This is a genomic window from Streptomyces sp. NPDC059201 (genome assembly GCF_042754585.1).
Lineage (GTDB): Bacteria > Actinomycetota > Actinomycetes > Streptomycetales > Streptomycetaceae > Streptomyces.
This window is the reverse complement of record NZ_JBHZBB010000004.1, coordinates 1-26,500: the sequence shown is the minus strand read 5'-3', so window position 1 is coordinate 26,500 and position 26,500 is coordinate 1. Positions and strand designations below refer to the sequence as shown.

The following is a 26,500-nucleotide window of genomic DNA, read 5'->3' as shown; positions in this document are numbered from 1 at the left end:
GAACTCCCGTACCGGCCCTCGCCCTTCACGCCCGGATCACAGCCCCGCGGCCGCCGCCAGGTCCTTCTTCAGCGCGCCCAGCACCTCGGCGCCGGTCGCCCGCGCCGCCTCCAGACCGCTCGCGTCGGCGACCGGGACCACGACCTCCAGGTAGCACTTCAGCTTGGGCTCCGTCCCCGACGGGCGGACGATCACCCGCGCCTTGTACTCCCCGTCCAGGTGGTAGCGCAGACCGTCCGTGGGCGGCAGCGACTCCGTGCCCCGGGTCAGGTCCTCCGCCGAGACGACGGACAGCCCCGCGAGCCGCACCGGGGGCTTCTCGCGCAGCGCCGCCATCGCGTCCGCGATGACCGACAGGTCCTCCACGCGCACCGACAGCTGGTCCGTGGCGTGCAGCCCGTGCGCGACCGCCAGGTCGTCGAGCAGGTCGGTCAGCGTCCGGTCCCGCTCCTTCAGCTCCGAGGCCAGCTCCGTGACGAGCAGCGCGGCCGTGATGCCGTCCTTGTCGCGGACGCCCTCGGGGTCCACGCAGTAGCCGAGCGCCTCCTCGTAGCCGTACCGCAGACCGTCCACCCGGGCGATCCACTTGAAGCCGGTCAGCGTCTCCTCGTACCCGACCCCGGCGGCCTCGGCGATCCGCCCGAGCAGCGAGGACGACACGATCGACTCCGCGAAGACGCCCCGCGCGCCCTTGTGCACGAGGTGCGCGGCGAGCAGCGCGCCGACCTCGTCGCCGCGGAGCATGCGCCAGCCGCCGTCCACGGTCGCGTCCGGCACGGCCACGGCGCAGCGGTCGGCGTCCGGGTCGTTGGCGATGACCAGGTCGGGGTCCACGGCCCGGGCCGCCTCGAAGGCGAGGTCCATGGCCCCCGGCTCCTCCGGGTTCGGGAAGGAGACGGTCGGGAACGCCGGGTCGGGCTCGGCCTGCGCGGCGACGAGCGCGGGGGCGGGGAAGCCGTGGCGCGCGAAGGCCGCCGTCAGGACGTCCTTCCCGACGCCGTGCATGGCCGTGTAGACCGTCCGCGCGGTGCGGGGCGAGCCGGGGGTCAGGACGGCGTCGGTACGCGCCAGGTACGCATCCAGCACCTCCTCGCCGAGGGTCTCCCAGCCGTCCTCCGGCCGCGGCACGTCGGCGAGCGCCCGGACGGAGTCGATCTCGGCCGCGATCCCGGCGTCGGCCGGGGGCACGATCTGCGAGCCGTCGCCCAGGTACACCTTGTAGCCGTTGTCCCGGGGAGGGTTGTGGCTCGCCGTCACCTCGACGCCGGCGACGGCGCCCAGGTGCCTTATGGCGTACGCCAGGACCGGCGTCGGCAGCGGGCGCGGCAGGAGCGCGGCGCGCAGGCCGGCGCCCGTCATCACGGCGGCGGTGTCGCGGGCGAAGTCGGCGGACTTGTAGCGGGCGTCGTACCCGATGACGACCAGGCCGCCGGCCTGCCCCTCCTTCTTCAGGTACGCGGCGAGCCCGGCGGCGGCCCGGATCACCACGGCCCGGTTCATCCGCATGGGCCCGGCGCCCAGCTCCCCGCGGAGCCCCGCGGTGCCGAACTGCAACGTCCCGGCGAACCGGACGGCCAGCTCGTCGGTGTCCCCCCGGTCGAGGAGCGCGCCGAGCTCCTCCCGGGTCTCGGAATCGGGATCCTCGGCGAGCCACGCCTGGGCCCGAGCGAGGAGTTCGTCCTGCGTCACGGTGATGCGCCTTTCGGAGTGCGGGTGGGTGGGGGAGGAATCGGTGCGGGTGCGGGTGCGGGTGAAGTGCGGTCCCGGGGGCGGGTGCGGGCGGGTGCGGGTGGGTGGGCGGTGCGGCGGGGCCGCTGCGCGGAGCCTTTCCCCACCCCGCCCCTTCCCGTAACCGGGGCTCCGCCCCGGACCCCGCGCCTCAAACGCCGGCGGGGCTGATTTCAGCCCGCCCGGCGTTTGAGGGCACGGCCGCAGGCCGTACGGGGGCCTGGGGGCTTGCCCCCAGTTTCGGGAAGGGGCGGGGTGGGGAAGGAGCCCCGCGCAGCGGCCCCGCACCCCGCACCGCGCGCCCCCGCACGCGCCGCAGCGCCCCGGCGGTCGGACCCGCCGCAGCGGCCCGAAGCCCGCCCGGCGCCCCGGGGCCGCAGCGGCGCGAGGGCCGCGCGGAAGACTCAGATCCGGTCCAGGACCCGCGTCAGCAGTTCACCCATCCGCGCCGCCGAGTCCCGCCCCGCCTGGAGGACCTCCTCGTGGTTCAGGGGCTCGCCCGAGAGGCCCGCGGCGAGGTTGGTGACGAGGGAGATGCCCAGGACCTCCGCGCCCGCCTCGCGCGCGGCGATGGCCTCCAGGACGGTGGACATGCCGACGAGGTCGCCGCCCATGACGCGGACCATGTTGATCTCGGCGGGGGTCTCGTAGTGGGGGCCGGGGAACTGGACGTAGACGCCCTCCTCCAGCGTCTCGTCGACCTCCTTGCACAGCGCCCGCAGCCGCGGCGAGTACAGGTCGGTGAGGTCGACGAAGTTCGCGCCGACGATCGGCGAGGCGGCCGTCAGGTTGAGGTGGTCGCTGATGAGGACGGGCTGGCCGGGGCGCATGCCCTCGCGCAGACCGCCGCAGCCGTTGGTCAGCACGACGGTCTTCACGCCGGCGGCGACGGCCGTACGGACGCCGTGCGCGACGGAGGCGACGCCGCGGCCCTCGTAGAAGTGGGTGCGGCCGAGGAAGACCAGGACGCGCTTCGCACCGATCTTGTACGAGCGGACCTTGCCGCCGTGGCCCTCGACGGCCGGCGGCGGGAAGCCGGGGAGCTCGGTGACGGGGAACTCGGCCTCGGGGGCGCCCAGGGCGTCCACGGCCGGGGCCCAGCCGGAGCCCATGACCAGGGCGACGTCGTGGTTCTCGACTCCGGTCAGCTCGCGCAGTCGCGCGGCTGCGGCCTCGGCGGCCTCGTACGGGGTGGCAGTAGCGTTCACTGGGCTCTCTCGCCTCGGGGAGGGGGTCCGAGGGAGGTGGCCCCGGACGGAATTTCGTTCGCGAAGAAGCCTAGCCCGAGAATTCCTACGCGCGTAGATGACGGCGCGGACGGACATGCGATCGTTGTCTTGTCGTTTCCCACGAGAGCGCCCCGCGCCCGGGGTGGGGGCATGGCCTCAGCAGGGCCGCTTGCGGATCTCCATGACGTAGTCGTGCGGCGCCCCCGCCGACTCCGCCGCGTCGGCGACCTCGCCGAGGTAGCGCGCGGACGGCAGCCCGCCCTCGTACGCGTTCAGCACGTACACCCAGGCCGCCTCCTCGCCGTCGAGGGTGTGCACCCGGACCCGCATCCGCCGGTAGATGTCGAGCCCGACGCCCTCCCAGCGGTCCATCGAGTCCTCGTCCATCGGGGCGATGTCGTACAGCGCCACGAAGACCTGCTGGCGCGGGGCCTCCACGAGGGTGCAGAGCGCCCCCTCCCAGCCCATCTGCTCGCCGCCGAAGGTGAGCCGCCAGCCGTTCAGCCAGCCGGTGCCGCGCAGTGGGGAGTGCGGGGCGCGGCGGCTCATCAGCCGCGCGTCGAGGTTGCCGGCATAAGCGGCGTAGAGCGACATGGGTCCGAGGGTACGGGAGGGACGGGGGTGCCCGGCGAAACCCGAGGTGGCGGCCGTCCGGGGGCTTCCGCGGCGCCCCGGCGGGGGTATTTCCGGCCCCGGCGCGAGGGACCGGGCCGCGTACGGGACAATGGGGTACGCACTTGAAGCGTGCGGGACAATGGCGTACGCACCGCAGTCCACGGGGGGACCCCCCGGCAGAACGAGAGCGCGAGGCGTAGATCCCAGTGACCCGGATCGTGATCATCGGCGGCGGACCCGGCGGATACGAGGCGGCCCTGGTGGGCGCCCAACTCGGCGCGGAGGTGACCGTCGTCGACTGCGACGGCCTCGGCGGCGCGTCCGTCCTGACCGACTGCGTCCCCTCCAAGACCCTGATCGCCACCGCCGAGGTGATGACCACCTTCGACTCCTCCTACGAGGAGCTGGGCATCATCGTCGCGGACGACACCCCGCACGTGGAGCAGGCCGCCCGCGTCGTCGGCGTGGACCTCGGCAAGGTCAACCGACGGGTGAAGCGGCTCGCGCTCGCCCAGTCGCACGACATCACCGCCTCGGTGACCCGGGCCGGCGCCCGGGTGCTGCGCGGCCGCGGCCGGCTCTCCGGCCGCCAGGCCGTCGACGGCTCCCGCCAGGTGATCGTGACGGCGGCCGACGGCACCGAGGAGACGCTGACCGCCGACGCCGTGCTGATCGCCACCGGCGGCCACCCGCGCGAGCTGGCCGACGCCCAGCCGGACGGCGAGCGGATCCTGAACTGGACGCAGGTCTACGACCTCAAGGAGCTCCCGGAGGAGCTCATCGTGGTCGGTTCCGGTGTGACCGGCGCCGAGTTCGCCGGCGCCTACCAGGCCCTCGGCTCCCGCGTCACCCTCGTCTCCTCCCGCGACCGGGTGCTCCCGGGCGAGGACCCGGACGCGGCCGCGGTCCTGGAGGACGTCTTCCGCCGCCGCGGCATGAACGTCATGGCCCGCTCCCGCGCCGAGTCCGCCAAGCGGGTCGGCGACCGGGTCGAGGTCACCCTCTCGGACGGCCGGGTCATCTCCGGCACCCACTGCCTGATGGCCGTCGGCGCGATCCCGAACTCCGCCGGGATGGGCCTGGAGGAGGCCGGGGTCCGGCTCAAGGACTCCGGGCACATCTGGACCGACAAGGTCTCCCGCACCTCCGCCCCCGGCGTGTACGCGGCGGGCGACGTCACCGGCGTCTTCGCGCTCGCCTCGGTCGCCGCCATGCAGGGCCGGATCGCGATGTACCACTTCCTCGGCGACGCGGTGGCCCCGCTCAACCTGAAGACGGTCTCCTCGAACGTCTTCACCGACCCCGAGATCGCCACCGTCGGCTACACCCAGGCCGACGTCGACGCGGGCAAGATCGACGCCCGGGTCGTCAAGCTGCCGCTGCTGCGCAACCCCCGCGCGAAGATGCAGGGCATCCGGGACGGCTTCGTGAAGCTCTTCTGCCGCCCCGGCACCGGCATCGTGGTCGGCGGCTGTGTCGTCGCCCCCCGGGCGAGCGAGCTGATCCACCCGATCTCGATCGCGGTCGACAACAATCTGACGGTCGAACAGATCGCAAATGCTTTCACCGTGTACCCCTCCCTGTCGGGCTCGATCGCGGAAGTGGCACGGCAGTTGCACACCCGAAAGACCTCGGGCGAGGGCTGACACCCTCCGGCCCCGGGCGGCGATCGCCGTCCCCGCCTGCGGGAACGGTTCGCCGACTCGGACAACCCCCGGCAAGACGGGGCATAGCCGGGGCATAAAACGGATCAATGGCGGGGCTCTCCATACCACTTGGGAGCCCCGCCTGTGTGTATCTTCCGCAATCCGGCGCATAGTGCTGAAAAGCAACGGCGGCGCACGTTACTGTCAGTTTCGTGTTCGCTGCAGAACGTCGCCAGTTGATCCTCGAAATGGTGCGAGCCAATGGGGCCGTGTCGCTCCGCGAGCTCGCCCGCGTCGTCCAGACCTCCGAAGTGACCGTGCGCCGTGACGTACGGGCCCTGGAGGCAGAAGGACTCCTCGACCGCCGGCACGGCGGTGCGGTGTTGCCGGGCGGATTCACGCGAGAATCCGGCTTCCCGCAGAAATCCCATCTCGCGACCGCGGAGAAGACGGCCATCGCCGACGTCGCCGCGAGCCTGGTCGAAGAGGGCGAGGCCATCGTCGTCGGCGCCGGGACCACCACCCAGGAGCTGGCCCGCCGGCTCGCCCGGGTGCCCGGCCTCACGGTGGTCACCAACTCGCTGCTCGTCGCCCAGGCCCTGGCGCACGCCAACCGGGTCGAGGTCGTCATGACCGGCGGCACCCTGCGCGGCTCCAACTACGCCCTGGTGGGCAGCGGGGCCGAGCAGTCGCTCCAGGGGCTGCGCGTCTCCCGCGCCTTCCTCTCCGGCAGCGGGCTCACCGCCGAGCGCGGCCTCTCCACGTCCAACATGCTCTCCGCGAGCGTGGACCGGGCGCTGGTGCAGGCGGCGGCCGAGGTCGTGGTCCTCGCCGACCACACCAAGCTCGGCACCGACACCATGTTCCAGACGGTGCCGACGGACGTGATCACCCGCCTGGTCACCGACGAGCCCCCGCCGCACGACGAGCGGGCCGCCACCGAGCTCCAGGCCCTGGCCGACCAGGGCGTGCAGATCGCGGTGGCCGGCACCGGGCAGAGCGGCGCCCCCGCCTCCGAGCAACTCCCCCCGGGCGTCCGGGGCCGTCGCGACATGCCACTCCCCGTCCAGCGCGGCGGCAGGATGCCCGGCGGCCAGTTCCGCGGCCCCGCCCCCGGCCTGGCCGCCGAACCCCTGGAACGCACGGCCCGAGTAGCAGACCTCCGCCGCCGCTAGAGCCTGCCGGCACGAGGCAGGACAGCCCCGGCCTGTACGCGCCCTTGGCCCGTACGCGCCCCAGGCACGCCCCGTACCGCCCAAGCACGCCCCCGTACCCCCGTACGCCCCCGTACCACCCCAGCACACCCCCCATACGCAGTGAGCCGCCGTCCCCTCGTCCCCGTACCCCGTGTACGTACGGCGAAGGGCCCCCAGGCGGCTGCCTGCGGGCCCTTCGGTGTGAGGTGTGGGGCCGTCAGGCCTTGATCTCGCAGATGCCGGCGCCGGACGTGATCGACGCGCCGACCTCCGCGCTCAGGCCCGTGATGGTGCCGGACTTGTGCGCGTTGAGCGGCTGCTCCATCTTCATGGCCTCCAGGACGACGATCAGATCGCCCTCCTTGACCTCCTGGCCCTCCTCGACCGCGACCTTCACGATCGTGCCCTGCATGGGCGAGGCGAGGGTGTCGCCCGAGGCGGTCGGGCCGGACTTCTTCGCGGCGCGGCGCTTCGGCTTGGCGCCGGCGGCCAGACCCGTACGGGCCAGGGACATGCCGAGCGACGACGGGAGGGAGACCTCCAGGCGCTTGCCGCCGACCTCGACCACGATCGTCTCGCGGCCGGCCTCGTCCTCGTCCGCGTCGGCACCGGCCGGGGCGAACGGCTTGATCTCGTTGACGAACTCCGTCTCGATCCACCGGGTGTGGACGCGGAACGGGTTGGCGGTGAAGTCGGGGTCCACCACGGCGGCCTGGTGGAACGGGATGGCCGTGGCCATGCCCTCGACCTTGAACTCGGCGAGCGCGCGGGCGGCGCGCTGGAGCGCCTGCTCGCGGGTGGCGCCGGTGACGATCAGCTTGGCGAGCAGCGAGTCCCAGGCCGGGCCGATGACCGAGCCGGACTCGACGCCCGCGTCCAGGCGGACGCCCGGGCCGGTCGGCGGCTGGAAGAGGGTGACCGTGCCGGGGGCCGGGAGGAAGTTGCGGCCCGGGTCCTCGCCGTTGATACGGAACTCGAAGGAGTGACCGCGCACGGCCGGGTCGCCGTAACCCAGCTCCTCGCCGTCGGCGATCCGGAACATCTCGCGGACCAGGTCGAGGCCGGTGACCTCCTCGGTGACCGGGTGCTCCACCTGGAGACGGGTGTTGACCTCCAGGAAGGAGATCGTGCCGTCGGTGCCGACGAGGAACTCGACCGTGCCGGCGCCGACGTAGCCGGCCTCCTTCAGGATCGCCTTCGACGCCGCGTACAGCTCGGCGTTCTGCGCCTCCGTCAGGAACGGCGCGGGCGCCTCCTCGACGAGCTTCTGGTGGCGGCGCTGGAGCGAGCAGTCACGGGTGGAGACGACGACCACGTTGCCGTGCTGGTCGGCGAGGCACTGGGTCTCGACGTGACGCGGCTTGTCCAGGTAGCGCTCGACGAAGCACTCGCCGCGGCCGAAGGCGGCGACGGCCTCGCGCACGGCGGAGTCGTACAGCTCCGGCACCTCTTCGAGGGTGCGGGCGACCTTGAGTCCGCGGCCGCCACCGCCGAAGGCCGCCTTGATGGCGATCGGCAGGCCGTGCTCCTCGGCGAAGGCGACGACCTCGTCCGCGCCGGAGACCGGGTCCGGGGTGCCCGCGACGAGCGGGGCGCCGGCACGCTGGGCGATGTGGCGGGCGGCGACCTTGTCACCGAGGTCGCGGATGGCCTGCGGCGGCGGGCCGATCCAGGTCAGACCCGCGTCCAGCACGGCCTGGGCGAACTCCGCGTTCTCGGAGAGGAAGCCGTAGCCGGGGTGGATGGCGTCCGCGTCGGCGTCCTTCGCGGCCTGGAGCACCTTGGCCATGTCCAGGTAGCTGGTGGCCGGGGTGTCACCGCCCAGGGCGAACGCCTCGTCGGCCGCGCGGACGTGCAGAGCGTCCCGGTCCGGATCGGCGTAGACGGCTACGCTTGCGATCCCGGCATCCCGGCAGGCACGGGCGACACGAACAGCGATTTCGCCACGGTTGGCGATGAGCACCTTGCGCACGATGGCTCCCTCCTTGAAACAAGCTGAGTTTAGGGACTGCCGACACGGCCCCTCGACCCCGCCCCAAGGGTGAGCTTGCCCACACGGAGCGTGAATCGACGGTCGCTCGGGTCGTGAAATCCCTTGTCGCACCACGGTACGCAGGGTTTCTTTACGGCACAGTAGCTCCGAGGTGTGGCGCAGGTCTCTGTTCGTGGAGCCAGTCGCCATTCGGGTTTCTTTGTGGAGTCCCTACGAATGGCGCAATGATTCTTTGCCGGAACGTCGCCCTTTGGCCATGGCGCGCGAACTCTTGTCCGGACGTTTACCGGCCAGTAGCCTTCGCGCTGTCGACCGTACTGTCGGTAACAGGCGAATCCAGGGGGTGGCCGAGGTGGCCCGCAGACCGATCGCACTCGTCACGGGCGCCGTGCTCCTCGCGGAGGCGCCCGCCATCGTCGGACTCAACGCGATCATGGCGCGGTTCGTGGAGATCCAGTCGATGTCCCTCGACGGACTCGACCCCGACCACATGGTCACCGGCACCTGGGCCCTCGGCATCGGCTCCGGCCTCGCCCTCGCGCTCTGCGCCGCCGTCGCCCTCCTCGCGGGCGTCCGCGACCGCCGCCCCGGCCGCTTCGGCCGGGGGCTCCTCATCGGCTGCGCGGTCGTCCACGGCGTCCTCGGCGCGGTCGCCGTCGGCCTGATCGGCTGGGGCGCCTTCGCCTTCCTCATGACCGTCGTCGGGCTCGTCGTCCTCACCCTGGTGGCGTACGGGAAGGAGGCCGGGGCCCCGGCGCCGGCCAAGGCCCCGGAGCCCGCCGGGGCCTGACGCCGGCTCAGGCCCGCCAGAGGTCGGTGATGCCCACGTCCAGCTTCGCGAGCAGCCGGCGCAGCAGCGGCAGCGACAGGCCGATCACATTGCCGGGGTCGCCGTCGATGCCCTCGATGAACGGCGCGGACCGCCCGTCCAGCGTGAAGGCGCCCGCCACGTGCAGCGGCTCGCCGCTCGCCACGTACGCCGCGATCTCCGCGTCCGTCGGCTCGCCGAACCGCACCACCGTCGAGGCCGTCGCCGACTCGTACCGCTTGGCCGTCGTGTCGTACACGCAGTGACCGGTCTGGAGGATGCCGACGCGGCCCCGCATCCGCTGCCAGCGGAGGGTCGCCTCGGCGGCGTCGGCGGGCTTGCCCAGCGCCTCGCCGTCCAGCTCCAGGACCGAGTCGCAGCCGATCACCAGGGCGCCGCTCGCCTCCGGCCGGGCCGCCACGTGCGCCGCCTTGGCCTCCGCGAGCGTCAGGGCCAGCTCGGCCGGGGTCGGGGCGTGGACCTTGTCCTCGTCCACGCCGCTGACGATCACCTCGGGCGCGAGACCGGCCTGCCGGAGCAGACCCAGCCGGGCGGGGGAGGCGGAGGCGAGGACGAGACGGCGGGGCGTGCCCCCCGGGCGATCAGCAGTCATGGGGGCAGCGTACTCAGCGCGCGCCCGCCACGAGCATCAGGACGACCATGGCCAGCGCCAGCAGGACGCCCGTCCTGCGCATCATCGTCTGCGCCTCGCGCAGGAACTTCGGAGGCTTGTTCTCCGGGTCGGACCACAGCATGCTCCCGATGGTGCGGTGCGCGACGCCCGTGGCGCCTGAGTACGGATACTCAACCCTCCCGGTACGCGCCCGCCGCGGCGGCGGCCAGGGCGGCGGTGACGGCGCGCTCGGCGTCGGCGGCGGTCAGTTCCTCGTGGGTGACGGCGAAGCGGTAGTAGAGCGGCGCGGAGACCGCCCGCAGGAGCTCCAGGGGGTCGGTGCCGGCGGGTAGTTCGCCGCGGGCCGCCGCCCGGTCCGCGACCGGGGCCCACTCGGCGAGCCGGGTGCGGTAGAAGCCGCTCAGCGCCCGCGCGCACTCCTCGTCGCAGGCGGCGGCCGCGAGGACGGCCCGGAAGACGGCGCCCATCCGCGGGTCGGTGAGGGTCTCCCGTACGAGGACGGCGTTGGCCCGCAGGTCGCCCGCCAGGCTGCCGGTGTCGGCGGCGGGCACGGACTGCTCGGCCATGTCGCGCAGGAGGTCCGTGACCAGGCCGACGGGGGAGCCCCAGCGGCGGTAGACGGTCGTCTTGCCGACGCCCGCGGCGGCCGCGACCTGATCCATGTTCAGCGTGTGGAAGCCGCCGGTCGCGAGGGTCTCCTCGGTGGCGTCGAGGACCGCCCGGCGCACCTTGGCGGTACGTCCTCCGGGGCGCTGGGTGCCGGGCACGGCCGAGGGGTCGGGCGTACCGCTGCTCTCGCTCAAATGGGTCTCCTGTTCCGTTAAGGCTCGGCAGTCTGCTAGCGTCTCGCCCATCTTAACGGAACCAGTCTCCCATTAAGGGGTCCCGTCATGGTCGCGCTCGATGCACCCCCCGCCCCTGCCCCGGGCGTCCGCATGGACGGACGGATGCGGCTCGTCCTCCTCGTCCTCCTCGTCGCCCAGTTCATGCTGGCCGTCGACTTCTCGATCCTGAACGTCGCCCTCCCCGTCATCGGCGAGGGACTCGGCTTCTCCCTCGGCGGCCTCCAGTGGATCGCCACCGCCTTCGCGCTCTCCGCCGCCGGCTTCACCCTCCTCTTCGGGCGCCTCGCCGACCTCCTCGGCCGCCGCCGCGTCTTCCTCGCCGGCATGGGCGTCCTCGGCGCCGCCTCCCTCGCCGGCGGCCTCGCCACCACCCCCGAACTCCTCATGGCCGCCCGCGTCGCCCAGGGCCTCGCCACCGCGGCCGTCACCCCCGCCGGCCTCTCCCTCCTCACCTCCGCCTTCCCCGAAGGCCCGCTGCGGGCCAGGGCGCTCGGCCTCAACGGCGCCCTGATGTCCGCCGGATTCACCACCGGAGCCGTGCTCGGCGGCGTCCTCACCGACCTGCTCTCCTGGCGCTGGGCCTTCCTCATCAACGTGCCCGTCGCCCTCGCCGTCCTGCTCGTCGCCCCCGCCGTCCTGAAGGAGAGCCGCCCCGCCGGCCGCCCCCGCCTCGACGTGCCCGGCGCGATCACCGTCACCGGCGGCCTCCTCGCCCTCGTCCACGGCCTCACCGCCGCCGGCGAGCACGGCTGGACCGACCCCGGCGTCCTCCTCTCCCTCGCCGCGGCCGCCGCCCTCCTCGCCGCCTTCCCCCTCGTCGAGCGGCGCTCCGCCGCCCCGCTCGTCCCCCTCCGGATCCTCAGGCGCCGCACCGTCGTCTGGGGCAACCTCGCCGGGCTCGCCGCCTTCGCCACCGAGACCTCGCTGGTCTTCCTGATGACCCTGCACCTCCAGGACGTCCTCGGCTTCTCCCCGCTCGCCGCCGGGCTCTCCTTCGGCGTCCTCGGCGCCGGCACCGTCCTCGGCGGCCTGCTCGCCCCCCGCCTCATCGGCCGCTCCTCGCCCCGGACCGCGCTCGTCGCCGGCGGAGCCCTCCAGGCCGCCGCGACCCTCGCCCTCCTCGGCATCGGCGACGGGCGGAGCACGTACGGACTGCTCCTCGCGGCCACCTTCGCCGGCGGCGTCGGCAACATGCTCGCCATCGTCGGCTTCATGGTCACCGCCACCTCGGGCCTGCCCGACGACGAACAGGGCATGGCCACCGGCATCGCCACCATGACCCAGCAGGTCGGCATCACCCTCGGCACCCCGATCATGAGCGGCGTCCTCGTCACCGCCGCCACGCTCCCGGCCGGCATCGCCCGCGCGGTCGCCGTCAACGCGGCCCTCGTCGCGGCGGCGGCCCTCGCCTCGGCGGTCTTCCTGCGTCCCCGAAAGCGCTGAGCGGGTACGACGAAGGCCGGACCCCCCCGCACACGGGGTCCGGCCTTCACCGTACGTACGCCTCTAGACCGGCCAGTAGGACCGCGCCCAGGCCCGCGGGCCCGGCCGCGGACGCACCGAACGCGCGATCCGCGACGGATCCGACCAGCCCTCCGGTACCGCCGGGCCGCCGTCCTCGGCGGCAGCCGCCGCCGTGGCCGCGGCCCGGGCCTGGACCACCGCCAGTGCGGCGGCCAGCTCCTCGGGCGTCGGGTTGCCTCGTACGACCTTGATCATCGTGCTGTCCCTCCCGAGGGCTAGAGCGGGATGTTGCCGTGCTTCTTCGGAGGAAGGGATTCCCGCTTCGTCCGCAGCTGACGCAGACCCTTCACGACCTGCGCGCGGGTCTCCGACGGAAGGATCACCCCGTCGATGTAGCCGCGCTCGGCCGCGATGTACGGGTTGAGCAGCGTGTCCTCGTACTCCCGGATCAGCCGCGCCCGCACCGCCGCCACTTCCTCGGCGTTCTCGCCGTTCGCCTCCGCCTCGGCGATCGTGCGCCGGTGCAGGATGTTGACGGCGCCCTGCGCGCCCATGACGGCGATCTGCGCCGTCGGCCACGCCAGGTTCAGGTCGGCGCCCAGGTGCTTGGAGCCCATCACGTCGTACGCGCCGCCGAACGCCTTGCGGGTGATGACCGTGATCAGCGGGACGGTCGCCTCGGCGTACGCGTAGATCAGCTTCGCGCCGCGCCGGATGATGCCGCCGTACTCCTGGTCCACGCCCGGCAGGAAGCCCGGCACGTCCACGAAGGTCAGGACCGGGATGTTGAACGCGTCGCAGGTGCGCACGAACCGCGCGGCCTTCTCGCTCGCGTTGATGTCCAGACAGCCCGCGAACTGCATCGGCTGGTTGGCGACGATGCCGACCGGGAAGCCCTCCACCCGGCCGAAGCCGGTCAGGATGTTCGGCGCGAACAGCGCCTGCGTCTCCAGGAACTCGCCGTCGTCCACGACGTGCTCGATCACCCGGTGCATGTCGTACGGCTGGTTCGCCGAGTCCGGGATCAGCGTGTCGAGCTCCAGGTCCTCGCCCGACACCTCGGTCTCCGCCGTCTCCGGGAACGCCGGCGGCTCGGAGAGGTTGTTCGACGGCAGGTACGAGAGCAACTGCTTCACGTACTCGATGGCGTCCTTCTCGTCACCCGCCATGTGGTGCGCCACGCCCGACGTCGTGTTGTGCGTCCGCGCGCCGCCCAGCTCCTCGAAGCCCACGTCCTCGCCGGTCACCGTCTTGATGACGTCCGGACCCGTGATGAACATGTGCGAGGTCTGGTCCACCATCACCGTGAAGTCGGTGATCGCGGGGGAGTACACCGCACCGCCCGCGCACGGGCCCACGACCAGCGAGATCTGCGGGATCACCCCGGAGGCGTGGGTGTTGCGGCGGAAGATCTCGCCGTACATCCCGAGCGCGCTCACACCCTCCTGGATGCGCGCGCCGCCCGAGTCGTTGATGCCGACGACCGGACAGCCGGTCTTCAGCGCGAAGTCCATGACCTTGATGATCTTCTGACCGTACGTCTCGCCGAGCGCCCCGCCGAAGACCGTGAAGTCCTGCGAGAACACGGCCACCGGACGCCCGTCCACCGTGCCGTACCCGGTCACGACCCCGTCGCCGTACGGCCGGTTGTTCTCCAGCCCGAAATTGGTCGACCGGTGCCGCGCCAGCTCGTCCAGCTCCACGAAGGAGCCCTCGTCGAGCAGCAGGGCGATCCGCTCACGCGCGGTCAGCTTCCCCTTCGCGTGCTGCTTCTCCACCGCCCGCTCCGAGCCGGCGTGCGTGGCCTCGTCGATACGGCGCCTGAGGTCCGCGATCTTGCCCGCGGTCGTGTGAATGTCGATCTCGTACTGCTCTGCCGGCTCGGACATCGGGATACGGCTCCCTGCCTGGTCACGGGGGGTTCGTTGACTGCGAATGGGCTACTGCTGGCCTACTGACCCGTAGCGTATCGACGCCGATACGGTTCGGCACTGCGGTCTTTGCCACACCTAGTCTGGCTTGCATGACGACCTCCAACGCCTCCGGCGGACCCTGGTCCGACCTCGAACGACCCCCGCTCAACGCCCGTGTGCTGCGGCAGGCCCTGCTTCTTCCGGATGGGCTGTGGAGCTCGCTGGACGTGGTGGCGAGCACCGGGTCTACCAATTCCGACCTGGCCGCGCGGGCCGGTGAGCTGCCCGAGGGGGCCGTGCTCGTCGCCGAGGAGCAGACCTCCGGGCGGGGGCGGCTCGACCGGACCTGGAGCGCTCCCGCGCGGTCCGGGCTCTTCCTCTCCGTGCTGCTCAAGCCGGACGTGCCCGTGCACCGGCTCGGCTGGCTGCCGCTGCTCACCGGGGTGGCCGCCGCCACTGGGCTCGCGAAGGCGGCCGGCGCCGACCTCTCCCTCAAGTGGCCCAACGACCTCCTCGTCACCGTCGACGGCGAGGAGCGGAAGGTCGGCGGGATCCTCGCCGAGCGGGCCGGCGAGGACGGGGTCGTCGTCGGGCTCGGCATCAACGTCTCGCTGCGCGCCGACGAGCTGCCCGTCCCCACGGCCGGCTCGCTCCTCCTCGCCGGAGCCGTCTCCACCGACCGCGACACCCTGCTCCGGTCCGTCCTGCGCTCCCTCGCCGACCGGTACGGCGCCTGGGTGCGGGCCGGCGGCGACCCGGAGGCGTCCGGGGTCCTGGCGGCCTACACGGAAGGCTGCGCCACGCTGGGCCGCAGGGTCCGCGCCGACCTGCCGGGCGAGCGGATGCTGGAGGGCGAGGCGGTCTCCCTGGACGGCGACGGACGCCTGGTCGTCGCCACCGAGGGCGGCGGCACCGAGGCGGTCGGCGCGGGCGACATCGTCCACCTGCGCGCGACGGGCTGAACCCCCCGAACCGTTCCGGCGTGAGCCAGCCCACACCTGTCGTATCGTGGAGCGCGATCCAGGCGAACAGATCGGCAAGGACACGTGGGCAGCGGCAGGGAACGGGCAGGAGGCGGCCGGTGACCGTCGACGACGCGAACACGGGCGAAGGCCGGCCCGAGCCGCCCGGGGCGGGCGAGAACGCCGAGCCCTCGGCGTACCCCACGCCCCACCACGCCGTCGACCACACGGCCGAGCCGAGCGACGACCCGCTCGCCATCCGGCTCGAACAGCTCATCCTCGGCGCCGACCGCCGCTACACCCCCTTCCAGGCCGCCCGCACCGCGGGCGTCTCCATGGAACTGGCCTCCCGCTTCTGGCGGGCCATGGGCTTCGCCGACATCGGACAGGCCAAGGCGCTCACCGAGGCCGACGTGCTCGCCCTGCGGCGGCTCGCCGGCCTCGTCGAGGCGGGGCTGCTCAGCGAGCCGATGGCGGTGCAGGTCGCCCGCTCCACCGGGCAGACCACCGCCCGACTGGCGGAATGGCAGATCGATTCCTTCCTGGAGGGCCTGACCGAGCCGCCCGAGCCCGGCATGACCCGCACCGAGGTGACGTATCCCCTGGTCGAACTGCTCCTGCCGGAGCTGGAGGAGTTCCTGATCTACGTGTGGCGGCGGCAGCTCGCCGCCGCCACCGGCCGGGTCCTCGTGCAGGCCGCCGACGACGAGGAGATGGTCGACCGGCGGCTCGCCGTCGGCTTCGCCGACCTCGTCGGCTTCACCCGCCTCACCCGCCGCCTGGAGGAGGAGGAGCTCGGCGAGCTGGTCGAGGCGTTCGAGACCACCTGCGCCGACCTCGTCGCCGCGCACGGCGGCCGGCTCATCAAGACCCTCGGCGACGAGGTGCTGTACGCGGCGGACGACGCCGGCATCGCCGCCGAGATCGCGCTCCGCCTGATCGAGACCCTCAGCCAGGACGAGACCATGCCGGCGCTGCGGGTCGGCATCGCCTTCGGCACCGTCACGACCCGGATGGGCGACGTCTTCGGCACCACCGTGAACCTCGCCAGCCGGCTCACCTCGATAGCCCCCAAGGACGCCGTCCTGGTCGACAGCGCCTTCGCCGAGGAGCTCACCCGCACCGGCGAGGTGCCCGTCTCCGAGGCCGAGGCGGCGGAGGAGGCCGCCCGCGCGGAGAAGGAGGGCCGGACCCCGGAGACGTACCGCTTCGCGCTCCAGCCGATGTGGCAGCGGTCGGTCCGCGGCCTCGGCGTCGTGGAGCCCTGGCTCCTGAACCGCCGTCCGACCTAAGATCCCTCCCGGTGAACCGTGTGAACCGTCGTTAACCGGGAGGGCGCAGGAGATGTCCGAGCAGCGTTTTGGTGAGTTCGTGCTGGTCCGCAAGGAGGGGCACGTCGCCGAGTTCGTCCTCGACCGGCCGAAGGCGATGAACGCGGTCTCCTCCGCGATGGCCCGCTCCCTCGGCGAGGCGTGCGCGGCGCTCGCCGCCGACCCGGAGGTCCGGGTCACCGTCCTGACCTCCTCGAACGACCGGGCCTTCTGCGTCGGCGCCGACCTGAAGGAGCGCAACTCCTTCACCGACGCCGAGCTGGTCCGCCAGCGGCCGACCGCCCGCGCGGCCTACACCGGCGTACTGGAGCTGCCCATGCCGACCGTGGCGGCCGTGCACGGCTTCGCCCTCGGCGGCGGGTACGAGCTGGCGCTCGCCTGCGACCTGATCGTCGCCGACGCGTCGACCGTCGTCGGCCTCCCCGAGGTCTCCGTCGGCGTCATCCCGGGCGGTGGCGGTACGCAGCTGCTGCCGCGCCGCGTGGGCGCCGCGCGCGCCGCCGAGCTGGTCTTCACGGCGCGCCGGGTGGAGTCCGCCGAGGCGCGCGAGCTGGGCCTGGTGGACGTGGTCGCGGAGGACGCCCGGGAGGCGGCCCTGGAGCTGGCCGGGCGGATCGCCGCGAACTCGCCGGTCGGGCTGCGCGCCGCGAAGAAGGCGATGCGGCTCGGTCAGGGCCTGGACCTGCGGGCCGGCCTGGAGGTCGAGGACGCGGCCTGGCGCTCGGTGGCCTTCTCGGGCGACCGCGCCGAGGGCGTGGCGGCCTTCAACGAGAAGCGGAAGCCGGAGTGGCCGGGGGAGTGACCTGCCGCCCCGCTTTCCTACCGCAGCGCCCCCGTGAGTGACCTAAATGATCCGGATTTGTACCAGATGTCACGTTAGGTGACGTCTCGGAAGGGAAAACGGATCAAACCTCCCTAAGCTGGAGGAATGGGAGAGGACGTGCGGCTGCGGGCCGTGGTGGCGCTGGCACAGGGGATGGCGGCGGCGCACACCCCGCGCGAGTTCTGGCGGGCCGCGGCGCTCGGGGCGTGTGCCGGACTGGACGGGTGCTTCGGCGCCCTGTCGGTCTGGGAGCGGGACCACGGGCGGCTGCGGGTGCTGGTGAACGCCGGGGACCGGGCCGTGGGCGAGGAGGAGTTCCCGGACGCGGAGACGTATCCGGTGCACCAGTTCCCCGAGATCACCGAGTTCCTGCACGAGCGGTGGGCGGTGGGCGCCGGGCCGCACGCCTGGATCGAGACGGCCGACGCGCCGCATCTGACCGGGCGCGTCGAGGGCCTGCGGCGGCGCGGCCGCTGCTGCTGCGTGGTCGCCCCGATCGTGCTGCACGGCCGGGCCTGGGGCGAGCTGTACGTGGCCCGGCCCGCGGGGGCGAAACCTTTCACCAGAGGGGACGCCGACTTCGCGAACGTCCTCGCCGCGGTCGTCGCGGCGGGCATCGCCCAGGCGGAGCGCCTGGAGGAGGTCCGCAAGCTCGCCTTCACCGACCCCCTCACCGGCCTCGCCAACCGCCGCGCGGTCGACTCCCGCCTCGACGAGGCCATCGAGCGCTACCGGGCCGACGGCTCGGTCGTCAGCCTCCTCGTCTGCGACCTCAACGGCCTCAAGCGCGTCAACGACACCCACGGGCACGCCGTCGGCGACCGCCTCCTCGAACGCTTCGGCTCCGTCCTCTCCCGCTGCGGCGCCCGCCTCCCCGGCGCCCTCGCCGCCCGCCTCGGCGGCGACGAGTTCTGCCTCCTGGCGGTCGGCCCGACGGCGGACGAGGTCGTCGCCGTGGCGGAGGAGCTGTGCGTCCGCGCCGCCGAACTCGAACTCGGCGAGGGCGTGGCCTGCGGGGTCGCCTCCACCGGCGACCCCATCGGCCCCCTCAAGTCCGCCCGCCGCCTCTTCCGCCTCGCCGACGCGGCCCAGTACCAGGCCAAGGCCGCCCGCTCCGCGAAACCGGTCGTGGCCGGCCGCGACGGCACCGTCATCCGCCTCGCCGACGCCCCGCCCGGCACCCGGGACCGCCGCCGCTTCCGCGACGCCTCCCCGACGAACCCGCCGCCGGAGCCGCCCCCTGAACCGTGACGGCCGGGCCCACGGTCACGCCGCCGCCGGGCGCCGGACGGAGTAAGGGGCCCAGTGCGGTCGGGGTGGTGACATGTTGCCTAGTGACAGGTCGGTCTTCAATCCGTAGGGTGCTGAATATGGATATGCAGACAGTCGTTCTCGGCACGTCCGGCACGACCCCGCAGGACGTCATCGCCGTCGCCCGTCACGGCGCCCGTGTCGAGCTGTCGGAGGGGGCCGTCGAGGCGCTCGCCGCCTCCCGCGCCGTCGTCGACGCGCTCGCCGCCAAGCCCGAGCCCGTCTACGGCGTCTCCACCGGGTTCGGCGCCCTCGCCACCCGGCACATCGACCACGAGCTGCGCGCGCAGCTCCAGCGGAACATCGTCCGCTCGCACGCCGCCGGCATGGGCCCGCACGTCGAGCGCGAGGTCGTCCGCGCCCTGATGTTCCTGCGGCTCAAGACCGTCGCCTCCGGCCACACCGGCGTCCGCCCCGAGGTCGCGCAGACCATGGCCGACGTCCTCAACGCCGGCATCACCCCGGTCGTCCACGAGTACGGCTCCCTCGGCTGCTCCGGCGACCTCGCCCCGCTCTCCCACTGCGCGCTCGCGCTCATGGGCGAGGGCGACGCCGAGGGCCCCGACGGCACCGTGAAGCCCGCCGGCGAGCTGCTCGCCGCCGCCGGCATCGCGCCCGTCGTCCTCCGGGAGAAGGAGGGCCTCGCCCTCCTCAACGGCACCGACGGCATGCTCGGCATGCTGATCATGGCCCTCGCCGACCTCGACACCCTCTACAAGTCGGCCGACGTCACCGCCGCGCTCTCCCTCGAAGCCCTCCTCGGCACCGAGAAGGTCCTCGAACCCGAGCTGCACGCCATCCGCCCCCACCCCGGCCAGGCCGCCTCCGCCGCCAACATGCTGGCCGTCCTCAAGGGCTCCGGCCTCACCGGCCACTTCCAGGCCGGCGAGGCCCCCCGCGTCCAGGACGCCTACTCGATCCGCTGCGCCCCGCAGGTCGCCGGCGCCGGCCGCGACACCATGGCCCACGCCCTGCTCGTCGCCGAGCGCGAGCTCGCCGCCGCCGTCGACAACCCGGTCGTGCTGTCCAGCGGAGAGGTCCGCTCCAACGGCAACTTCCACGGCGCCCCCGTCGCGTACGTCCTCGACTTCCTCGCCATCGCCGCCGCCGACCTCGGCTCCATCGCCGAGCGCCGCACCGACCGGCTGCTCGACAAGAACCGCAGCCACGGCCTGCCGCCCTTCCTCGCCGACGACGCCGGCGTCGACTCGGGCCTCATGATCGCCCAGTACACCCAGGCCGCCCTGGTCAGCGAGATGAAGCGGCTCGCCGTCCCGGCCTCCGCCGACTCCATCCCGTCCTCGGCGATGCAGGAGGACCACGTCTCCATGGGCTGGTCCGCCGCCCGCAAGCTGCGCACCGCCGTCGGCAACCTCGCCCGGATCCTCGCCGTCGAGCTGTACGCCGCCACCCGCGGCATCGAGCTGCGCGAGGGTCTCACCCCGGCCCCCGCCTCGCGGGCGGCCATCGACGCCCTGCGCGCCGCCGGTGTCGCCGGCCCCGGCCCGGACCGCTTCCTCGCGCCCGACCTGGCCGCCGCCGACGCCTTCGTCCGCGAGGGCCGCCTCGTCGCCGCCGTGGAGCCGGTCACGGGCCCGCTGGCCTGACGCACCGGAAGCACGGGACGGTACGGACGGTACGGACGTACGAAGGGGCCGCCTCCACGGGGGAGGGCGGCCCCTTCGTACGTCAGGAAGCGCGCCGGTACGTCGGGACGCGCGCCGGTACGTCGGGACGCCCGCCGATACGTCAGGACGCGCGCCCGTACGTCAGGGCGCCCGCCCGTACGTCGGGACGCGCGCCGATACGTCAGGGCGCCCGCCCGTACGTCAGGACGGCAGCCCCTACGTCAGGACGCGCGCCCGTGTCGTCGCATCGCCAGTGCCACGAACCCCGCGCCCACGCCGAGGAAACCCGTCCCGCCCAGCAGGTACGCCGTCGTGTCCGGGCCTCCGGTCTCGGCGAGGCGGTCGGCGCCGGGGGAGGCGGGCTGCGTGCTCCCGTTCCGTACCCCCGCCCCGGTCGTGCCGTCGGAGGCGTTCGCCGACGGGACGAACCACAGGGCGCACAGCAGGGTCCCCGCCGCGGTGGCGGTCAGCAGCGGGCGTCGGGCGGCGGACACGCGGATCTCGTTCTCCCTCACGGAAAGCCCCGCGGGAAGCCCGCGGTGGCCAGATGCTAGCCACATTCAGCGGGTCGCGGGAAAGGCGGGGCCGGGCAGACCCTACGCTCCCAGCCATGAGCACCTCCGAAACCCCCGCCCCCGCCTCCGTCGGCACCGAGACCGGCACCGAGACCGCCACCCGCCACGTCCGCCTGCGGGTCGACATCGTCCTGGAGATCGACGGCCCGGCCGAGCTGACCGCCGCCGCCGAGGGGCGGATCGACTCCGACGAGTTCATGCCGGCCGACGAGCGCGAGCACGCCCGCACCGCCGTCCGCGAGGACTCCTCCGAGGCCCTCGCCTACCTCGTCGAGCCCTTCGACCTGGTCCGCGACCTGCCCGGCGTCGAGCTCGTCCAGGCCGCCTGGAGCAGCGAGGAGATCGAGTACGACCCCGATGCGATGGAGTGGGAGCTCGACGAGGAAGATGGGGACGGGGATGACGACGAGGAAGACGCCCGGCCGTAGCGGCGACGACCTCCCTGTTCACAGGCCCCGGGACGGCGTCCCGGGGCCGTTTCGCGCCCGGGTGCGGACGGCCGGGAACCGGACGGCCCGTACACGCGTGTCGAACAGTGGTGTTCAGTGGTCTTCCCCACAATCCCCCCGCATCCGGAACCGGAGGGGGTGTCATGGGTGTTCTGATGGATTGACAGGGAATCGGCGACGATGGAGAAGCGTGTGATGACGGTCGGCAAGCACCGCAGGAGCCTGGCAGCCGCGGCGGCGGTCCTCAGCGGCGTACTCGTGCTCTCGGCCTGCAACGACGACGACCCGGCCGGCTCGGCCGCGTCCGGTTCGCCGACCGCCCCGTCACAGGCCCAGGTCGACGAGGCGGCCGAGCAGAAGACCTCCAAGGCGCAGATCACCATCTCGCCGGAGAACGGCTCGCAGAACGCCTCCATCAACAACGACGCCAAGGTCGCCGTCACCGAGGGCAAGCTCACCGAGGTCACCATGACCTCCGGCGAGGGCACCGAGGTCAAGGGCGAGATAGCGGCCGACGGCCTCTCCTGGAAGCCGAGCGGCCAGCTGGAGCGCGCCACGGTCTACAAGATCGCCGCGACCGCCGTCGACGCGACGGGCCTGGAGGCGCACGAGAACTCCTCCTTCACCACCGTGTCGAAGGAGAACAGCTTCATCGGCAACTTCACCCCCGAGGACGGCTCGACCGTCGGCGTGGGCATGCCGGTCTCGATCAACTTCAACAAGGCGATCACCGACAAGAAGGCCGTCCAGGGCGGCATCACCGTCTCCTCCACCTCCGGCCAGGAGATCGTCGGCCACTGGTTCAACTCGACGCGCCTCGACTTCCGGCCGGACGACTACTGGAAGGCCGGCTCGACGGTCACCCTGAAGCTCGACCTCGACGGCGTCGAGGGCGCGGACGGCGTCTTCGGCGTCCAGCAGAAGACCGTCACCTTCAAGATCGGCCGCAGCCAGGTCTCCACCGTCGACGTCGCGACGAAGACGATGACCGTCAAGCGCGACGGCAAGGTGATCCGTACGATCCCGATCTCCGCCGGCTCCCCGGACAACACCACCTACAACGGCGAGATGGTGATCTCCGAGAAGTTCAAGGAGACCCGGATGAACGGCGCGACCGTCGGCTTCACCGACTCCGACGGCAAGGGCGAGTACGACATCAAGGACGTGCCGCACGCCATGCGCCTGTCCACCTCCGGCACCTTCATCCACGGCAACTACTGGGGCGCGCGCTCCATCTTCGGTTCCGTGAACACCAGCCACGGCTGCATCGGCCTCGCCGACGTCAAGGGCGCCGGCGACTCCAAGCAGATGGCCGCCTGGTTCTACGACCAGTCGATCACCGGTGACGTCGTCATCGTCAAGAACTCCAAGGACAAGACGATCGCCCCGGACAACGGCCTCAACGGCTGGAACATGGACTGGGCGACCTGGAAGGCCGGCTCGGAGGCGTGAGCCCCGCCCGCGCCTGCGCCTGAGACCTGAGAACCGGGAAGGGCCCCCTCCGCTCCGGGGGGGCCCTTCCGCATGACCTCAGGAGATCCATGACCTCAGGATGACCTCCGGGGTAATCGACGGTGCCGCCCGCCCCCGGCACGCTGGTCCCATGACCGCATACGCGATGGCCAGCCTCAGCCCGAAGCCCGTCCTCGACCCCGAGGTGCTCGCCTACATGGAGCGGATCCAGGCCACCCTGGACCCCTTCGGCGGGCGCTTCCTCGTGCACGGCGCGCCCCGCCGCGAGGTCCTCGAAGGAGCGTGGCCGGGCGCCGTCGTGATCATCGCCTTCCCGTCGTACGAGGAGGCGAGGGCCTGGTACGACTCCGAGCCGTACCAGGCCCTGCTGCCCCTGCGCACCCGCCACATGGCGGGCGACGTGCTGCTGATCGACGGCACCCCGGAGGGGTACGACCCCGCGGCGACGGCCGCGGCCGTACGCGCCGCCCAGTCCGCCTGACCCGCCCCGACCCGCCTACTCCGCCGGGGCCACGCCGATCGGGCAGGAGACGCCCGTGCCGCCGATGCCGCAGTAGCCGGCCGGGTTCTTGTCCAGGTACTGCTGGTGGTAGCTCTCCGCCGGGTAGAAGGGGCGGTCGGCGGCCGGGAGGACGGCGGTGGTGATCTCGCCGTAGCCCGAGGACCTCAGGACCTTCTGGTACGCGTCCCGGGAGGCCTCCGCCGCCTCGGCCTGGGCGGGGGAGTGGGTGTAGGCGGCGGAGCGGTACTGGGTGCCCACGTCATTGCCCTGGCGGAAGCCCTGCGTCGGGTCGTGGGACTCCCAGAAGACCTTCAGGAGGGTCTCGTACGAGACCTTCGCCGGGTCGAAGACGACGCGGACGACCTCGGTGTGCCCGGTGAGGCCGGAGCAGACCTCCTCGTACGTCGGGTTCGGCGTGTAGCCGCCCTGGTAGCCGACGAGCGTCGTCCAGACGCCGTCGGTCTGCCAGAACTTCCGCTCCGCGCCCCAGAAGCAGCCGAGCCCGAAGTCGGCGACCTCCAGGCCCTCCGGGTAGGGGCCGGACAGCGGGTTGCCGAGCACCGTGTGGCGCCCGGACAGGGAGAACTCCGGCTCCGGGCGGCCGCGCAGGGCCTGCTCCGGGGCGGGCAGGACGGGGGTGCGGGACAGGAACATGCGGCATCTCTCCTCGACGGTCGGCAGTCGTGACAACACCCGGTGACCTCCCGCGATTCCCCGCGCGGCCCTGGCCCCGGTCGCGCCCGGACTCCGTACGTCAGCGGCGCAGCGTCACCGGGCTCCCGCCGTTCGCCTCGTACCCGGCCACCGCCAGGTTCCGGTGCAGGGTGTACTCGGCCGCCGGGTCGCCGCTCAGCGTCCACGGCACCGCGCCCACGTGCCCGTCCACGTGCACCAGCTGCTGCATCGCCTCGGCCCAGCGCTCGCCGCGCACCAGGAAGGACACGAGCAGGTGCCGTACGTGCGCGAGCATCGGGTCGTCGGGGCGGGCCGAGTGCACCGCGTACAGCGCGCCCTCCATCGCCCTGCTCACCACCGCCGTGCGGTAGAAGTCCTGCACGAGCACCACGTCCGGCACGTGCTCGAAGACCGCGAAGAGCGGCAGCGCGGCGAGGAGCGAGCCGTGCGGCGCCCGCGCGGCGGCGGTCGTCGCGAAGTGGTCGGCCTCCTCGCGCGAGCCGTGCCACTTCTCGCACCAGTAGTGCAGCGCCGCCAGGTGCGCGCCCATGTGCTGCGGCGCCCGGTCGATGACCTTGGCCCACACCTGGTCGAACTGCTCGTGGGTGTAGCCGAGTCCGCGCGCCACCGCGAGCTGCGTGAGGTACGGGACGGGGTCGCCGGGCGCGAGCAGCGCCGCCTCGTCGGCGACCTTCCGGGCCTCCTCCAGGATGATCCGGAAGTCGTCGCTGCCGGCCGCCGAGGAGCGCCACGCCTGCTGCACCAGGAACTCCGCGTGCACGGCCGCGGCGCCCGCGTCCTTCGGCGCGTCCGAACGCCAGGCGCGCAGCCAGGCGCCGCCGACGCCCGGCTTCTCCGCGAGCTCCAGGGAGGCGGCGCCCGCGAACGCCTGGACGCGCTGCCAGCGGACCTCGCCCTCCTTGTCCGTCCCGGCCAGCAGCTGCGCGGCGGCCCGCCAGTCCTGGGTGGCCTGGACGACGTCGAGGACGTCGAGGAGATCGTGGTCCGGTCCGGGGAGCCGCACGTCCAGCTCCTCCTGACGGACGAATCCGTACGCGTCCGGGTCGGCGGCGTCCGGCGTGCCGGGCGCGACCTGCCGGATGCCGCCGCTCCGGCGGCGCAGCAGATAGGGGCCGAGGACGCCGAAGAGCAGGCCCAGGGCGATCAGGAACCAGAGAATCTCCATGTGTCCATTGTCCAGGACACCGTCGTGGACGAATCGCGGCGGTGGGCGGGCCCCGGCACTACGCTCCTGACCATGAGCGACCAGCACAGCCACCAGAACTTCGAGACCCGCGCCATCCACGCGGGCAACACCGCCGACCCGCTGACCGGCGCGGTCGTCCCGCCCATCTACCAGGTGTCCACCTACAAGCAGGACGGTGTGGGCGGGCTCCGCGGCGGCTACGAGTACAGCCGCAGCGCCAATCCGACCCGTACGGCCCTGGAGGAGAACCTGGCGGCCCTGGAGGGCGGCCGGCGCGGTCTCGCCTTCGCCTCCGGACTGGCCGCCGAGGACTGCCTGCTGCGCACGCTCCTCGCGCCGGGCGACCACGTGGTCATCCCGAACGACGCGTACGGCGGCACCTTCCGGCTCTTCGCCAAGGTGGTGCAGCGCTGGGGCGTCGACTTCTCGGTGGCGAACACCTCGGACATCGCCTCCGTCCGGGCGGCGGTCAACGACCGTACGAAGCTGATCTGGGTCGAGACGCCGTCGAACCCGCTGCTCGGCATCACCGACATCGAGGCCGTCGCGGGTGTGGCCCGCCAGGCCGGGGTGAAGCTGGTCGTCGACAACACCTTCGCCTCGCCGTACCTCCAGCAGCCGCTGGCGCTCGGCGCGGACGTCGTCGTGCACTCGCTCACCAAGTACATGGGCGGCCACTCGGACGTCGTCGGCGGCGCCCTGATCGCGGCCGACGCGGAGCTGGGCGAGGAGCTGGCGTACCACCAGAACGCGATGGGCGCGGTGGCCGGTCCGTTCGACTCGTGGATCGTGCTGCGCGGCATCAAGACGCTCGCCGTCCGCATGGACCGGCACAGCGAGAACGCGACGCGGGTCGCCGACTTCCTGACCCGGCACCCGAAGGTCACGCAGGTGCTCTACCCGGGTCTGGCCGAGCACCCGGGCCACGAGATCGCGGCGAAGCAGATGCGGTCCTTCGGCGGCATGATCTCCTTCCGCGTCGAGGGCGGCGAGGAGGCGGCGGTGGGCGTCTGCAACCGCGCGAAGCTCTTCACCCTGGGCGAGTCCCTCGGCGGCGTCGAGTCCCTGATCGAGCACCCGGGCCGCATGACGCACGCGAGCGTCGCCGGCTCGGCCCTGGAGGTCCCCGCCGACCTGGTCCGCCTCTCGGTAGGCATCGAGAACGTGGACGACCTCATCGCCGACCTCCGAGAATCCCTGACCTGACCCACCCCCCCCACACACACACACGGACCCCCGGGTACCTACTCGTACCCGGGCGTCCGCCCCGCCGAGTGCCCGTTCATCCGGGCCTGCGCCGGTCCGGGCCTGCGCCGGTCCGGGGCTGCGCCGGTCCGGGTCTCCGCCCGCCGGTTCTCCGCCCGCCGGTTCTCCGCCCGCGGGGCCTGCGCCCGCGGGGCCTGCGCCCGCGGGGCCTGCGCCCGCGGGGCTGCGCCCGCGGGGCTGCGCCCGCGGGGCCTGCGCCCGCGGGGCCTGCGCCCGCGGGGCTGCGC

Annotated in this window: 25 protein-coding genes; 13 read left to right on the top strand and 12 right to left on the bottom strand. The window is 73.0% G+C overall.

Features of this window, described 5'->3' with window-relative positions:
- Nucleotides 1-36 precede the first annotated feature (36 nt).
- From ACFXMG_RS14435 to ACFXMG_RS14425, 3 genes are all read right to left on the bottom strand, one after another.
- On the bottom strand, nt 37-1,689 hold the full coding sequence (locus ACFXMG_RS14435) for a phospho-sugar mutase (protein WP_383829067.1): 1,653 nt from the start codon (nt 1,687-1,689) through the stop codon (nt 37-39).
- A 443-nt stretch (nt 1,690-2,132) separates the two neighbouring features.
- Nucleotides 2,133-2,936, bottom strand: coding sequence for a purine-nucleoside phosphorylase (locus ACFXMG_RS14430; RefSeq protein WP_383829431.1), 804 nt, complete (start codon nt 2,934-2,936; stop codon nt 2,133-2,135).
- A gap of 177 nt (nt 2,937-3,113) precedes the next feature.
- Complete coding sequence (locus tag ACFXMG_RS14425; protein ID WP_383829434.1) at nt 3,114-3,551, bottom strand: gamma-glutamylcyclotransferase; 438 nt, start codon at nt 3,549-3,551, stop codon at nt 3,114-3,116.
- 227 nt (nt 3,552-3,778) lie between these two features.
- Here ACFXMG_RS14425 and ACFXMG_RS14420 point away from each other — a divergent pair, with 227 nt between their 5' ends.
- Nucleotides 3,779-5,218: an NAD(P)H-quinone dehydrogenase gene (locus ACFXMG_RS14420; RefSeq protein WP_383829437.1), complete on the top strand. Its 1,440-nt coding sequence runs from the start codon at nt 3,779-3,781 to the stop codon at nt 5,216-5,218.
- A 248-nt stretch (nt 5,219-5,466) separates the two neighbouring features.
- Complete coding sequence (locus ACFXMG_RS14415) at nt 5,467-6,393, top strand: DeoR/GlpR family DNA-binding transcription regulator (RefSeq protein ID WP_383829440.1); 927 nt, start codon at nt 5,467-5,469, stop codon at nt 6,391-6,393.
- Nucleotides 6,394-6,631: 238 nt separating this feature from the next.
- Here ACFXMG_RS14415 and ACFXMG_RS14410 read toward each other — a convergent pair whose 3' ends face one another.
- Entirely contained in the window at nt 6,632-8,386 is a 1,755-nt protein-coding gene (locus tag ACFXMG_RS14410; protein ID WP_383829443.1) for an acetyl/propionyl/methylcrotonyl-CoA carboxylase subunit alpha, read from the bottom strand.
- Nucleotides 8,387-8,759: 373 nt separating this feature from the next.
- Here ACFXMG_RS14410 and ACFXMG_RS14405 point away from each other — a divergent pair, with 373 nt between their 5' ends.
- Complete coding sequence (locus ACFXMG_RS14405) at nt 8,760-9,197, top strand: hypothetical protein (protein ID WP_383829445.1); 438 nt, start codon at nt 8,760-8,762, stop codon at nt 9,195-9,197.
- Between the two features lie 7 nt (nt 9,198-9,204).
- Here ACFXMG_RS14405 and ACFXMG_RS14400 read toward each other — a convergent pair whose 3' ends face one another.
- Genes ACFXMG_RS14400 through ACFXMG_RS14390 form a run of 3 tightly spaced genes read right to left on the bottom strand, consistent with a single transcriptional unit; the run spans nt 9,205 to nt 10,703 of the window.
- Nucleotides 9,205-9,828 (bottom strand): Maf family protein, encoded by a 624-nt coding sequence (locus ACFXMG_RS14400; protein ID WP_383829448.1) that lies wholly within the window; start codon nt 9,826-9,828, stop codon nt 9,205-9,207.
- Nucleotides 9,829-9,841: 13 nt separating this feature from the next.
- Nucleotides 9,842-9,970 (bottom strand): morphogenic membrane protein MmpB, encoded by a 129-nt coding sequence (gene mmpB, locus ACFXMG_RS14395; protein WP_383829451.1) that lies wholly within the window; start codon nt 9,968-9,970, stop codon nt 9,842-9,844.
- A gap of 49 nt (nt 9,971-10,019) precedes the next feature.
- Complete coding sequence (locus ACFXMG_RS14390) at nt 10,020-10,703, bottom strand: TetR/AcrR family transcriptional regulator (RefSeq protein WP_383829454.1); 684 nt, start codon at nt 10,701-10,703, stop codon at nt 10,020-10,022.
- A 36-nt stretch (nt 10,704-10,739) separates the two neighbouring features.
- Between ACFXMG_RS14390 and ACFXMG_RS14385 the strand changes: the two genes are divergently transcribed.
- On the top strand, nt 10,740-12,137 hold the full coding sequence (locus ACFXMG_RS14385; protein ID WP_383829457.1) for an MFS transporter: 1,398 nt from the start codon (nt 10,740-10,742) through the stop codon (nt 12,135-12,137).
- 63 nt (nt 12,138-12,200) lie between these two features.
- On the opposite strand, the gene ACFXMG_RS14380 is transcribed toward ACFXMG_RS14385, so the two are convergent.
- Both ACFXMG_RS14380 and ACFXMG_RS14375 read right to left on the bottom strand, forming a co-directional pair.
- The gene (locus ACFXMG_RS14380) at nt 12,201-12,413 is read right to left on the bottom strand and encodes an acyl-CoA carboxylase subunit epsilon (protein WP_383829460.1); all 213 of its coding nucleotides are present in this window, start codon (nt 12,411-12,413) and stop codon (nt 12,201-12,203) included.
- 20 nt (nt 12,414-12,433) lie between these two features.
- Complete coding sequence (locus ACFXMG_RS14375; protein WP_383829463.1) at nt 12,434-14,047, bottom strand: acyl-CoA carboxylase subunit beta; 1,614 nt, start codon at nt 14,045-14,047, stop codon at nt 12,434-12,436.
- 134 nt (nt 14,048-14,181) lie between these two features.
- On the opposite strand from ACFXMG_RS14375, the gene ACFXMG_RS14370 reads away from it, so the two are divergent.
- The 5 genes from ACFXMG_RS14370 to hutH all read left to right on the top strand — a co-directional run bounded on the left by ACFXMG_RS14370 (nt 14,182) and on the right by hutH (nt 20,105).
- Nucleotides 14,182-15,033, top strand: a complete 852-nt coding sequence (locus tag ACFXMG_RS14370; protein ID WP_383829466.1) for a biotin--[acetyl-CoA-carboxylase] ligase — start codon at nt 14,182-14,184, stop codon at nt 15,031-15,033.
- A gap of 119 nt (nt 15,034-15,152) precedes the next feature.
- Nucleotides 15,153-16,325, top strand: a complete 1,173-nt coding sequence (locus tag ACFXMG_RS14365) for an adenylate/guanylate cyclase domain-containing protein (RefSeq protein ID WP_383829469.1) — start codon at nt 15,153-15,155, stop codon at nt 16,323-16,325.
- Between the two features lie 52 nt (nt 16,326-16,377).
- Nucleotides 16,378-17,166 (top strand): enoyl-CoA hydratase/isomerase family protein, encoded by a 789-nt coding sequence (locus ACFXMG_RS14360; protein ID WP_383829472.1) that lies wholly within the window; start codon nt 16,378-16,380, stop codon nt 17,164-17,166.
- 126 nt (nt 17,167-17,292) lie between these two features.
- Nucleotides 17,293-18,438 carry a diguanylate cyclase domain-containing protein gene (locus ACFXMG_RS14355; RefSeq protein WP_383829475.1) on the top strand — a complete coding sequence of 382 codons (1,146 nt, stop codon included), beginning with the start codon at nt 17,293-17,295 and terminating at the stop codon, nt 18,436-18,438.
- Between the two features lie 125 nt (nt 18,439-18,563).
- On the top strand, nt 18,564-20,105 hold the full coding sequence (hutH, locus tag ACFXMG_RS14350; RefSeq protein WP_383829498.1) for a histidine ammonia-lyase: 1,542 nt from the start codon (nt 18,564-18,566) through the stop codon (nt 20,103-20,105).
- A gap of 242 nt (nt 20,106-20,347) precedes the next feature.
- Here the strand turns inward: hutH and ACFXMG_RS14345 are convergent, their stop codons facing one another.
- On the bottom strand, nt 20,348-20,620 hold the full coding sequence (locus tag ACFXMG_RS14345) for a hypothetical protein (protein WP_383829478.1): 273 nt from the start codon (nt 20,618-20,620) through the stop codon (nt 20,348-20,350).
- A gap of 116 nt (nt 20,621-20,736) precedes the next feature.
- On the opposite strand from ACFXMG_RS14345, the gene ACFXMG_RS14340 reads away from it, so the two are divergent.
- The 3 genes from ACFXMG_RS14340 to ACFXMG_RS14330 all read left to right on the top strand — a co-directional run bounded on the left by ACFXMG_RS14340 (nt 20,737) and on the right by ACFXMG_RS14330 (nt 23,104).
- Nucleotides 20,737-21,129, top strand: a complete 393-nt coding sequence (locus tag ACFXMG_RS14340; protein WP_383829481.1) for a hypothetical protein — start codon at nt 20,737-20,739, stop codon at nt 21,127-21,129.
- A gap of 201 nt (nt 21,130-21,330) precedes the next feature.
- Nucleotides 21,331-22,602, top strand: a complete 1,272-nt coding sequence (locus ACFXMG_RS14335) for an Ig-like domain-containing protein (RefSeq protein ID WP_383829484.1) — start codon at nt 21,331-21,333, stop codon at nt 22,600-22,602.
- A gap of 151 nt (nt 22,603-22,753) precedes the next feature.
- Complete coding sequence (locus tag ACFXMG_RS14330) at nt 22,754-23,104, top strand: DUF1330 domain-containing protein (protein ID WP_383829486.1); 351 nt, start codon at nt 22,754-22,756, stop codon at nt 23,102-23,104.
- 15 nt (nt 23,105-23,119) lie between these two features.
- Here the strand turns inward: ACFXMG_RS14330 and msrA are convergent, their stop codons facing one another.
- Nucleotides 23,120-23,779, bottom strand: a complete 660-nt coding sequence (gene msrA / locus ACFXMG_RS14325; protein ID WP_383829489.1) for a peptide-methionine (S)-S-oxide reductase MsrA — start codon at nt 23,777-23,779, stop codon at nt 23,120-23,122.
- A 100-nt stretch (nt 23,780-23,879) separates the two neighbouring features.
- Nucleotides 23,880-24,986: a hypothetical protein gene (locus ACFXMG_RS14320; RefSeq protein WP_383829492.1), complete on the bottom strand. Its 1,107-nt coding sequence runs from the start codon at nt 24,984-24,986 to the stop codon at nt 23,880-23,882.
- A gap of 72 nt (nt 24,987-25,058) precedes the next feature.
- Here ACFXMG_RS14320 and ACFXMG_RS14315 point away from each other — a divergent pair, with 72 nt between their 5' ends.
- Nucleotides 25,059-26,213: a cystathionine gamma-synthase gene (locus tag ACFXMG_RS14315; protein WP_383829495.1), complete on the top strand. Its 1,155-nt coding sequence runs from the start codon at nt 25,059-25,061 to the stop codon at nt 26,211-26,213.
- The last annotated feature ends 287 nt before the right edge of the window (nt 26,214-26,500 follow it).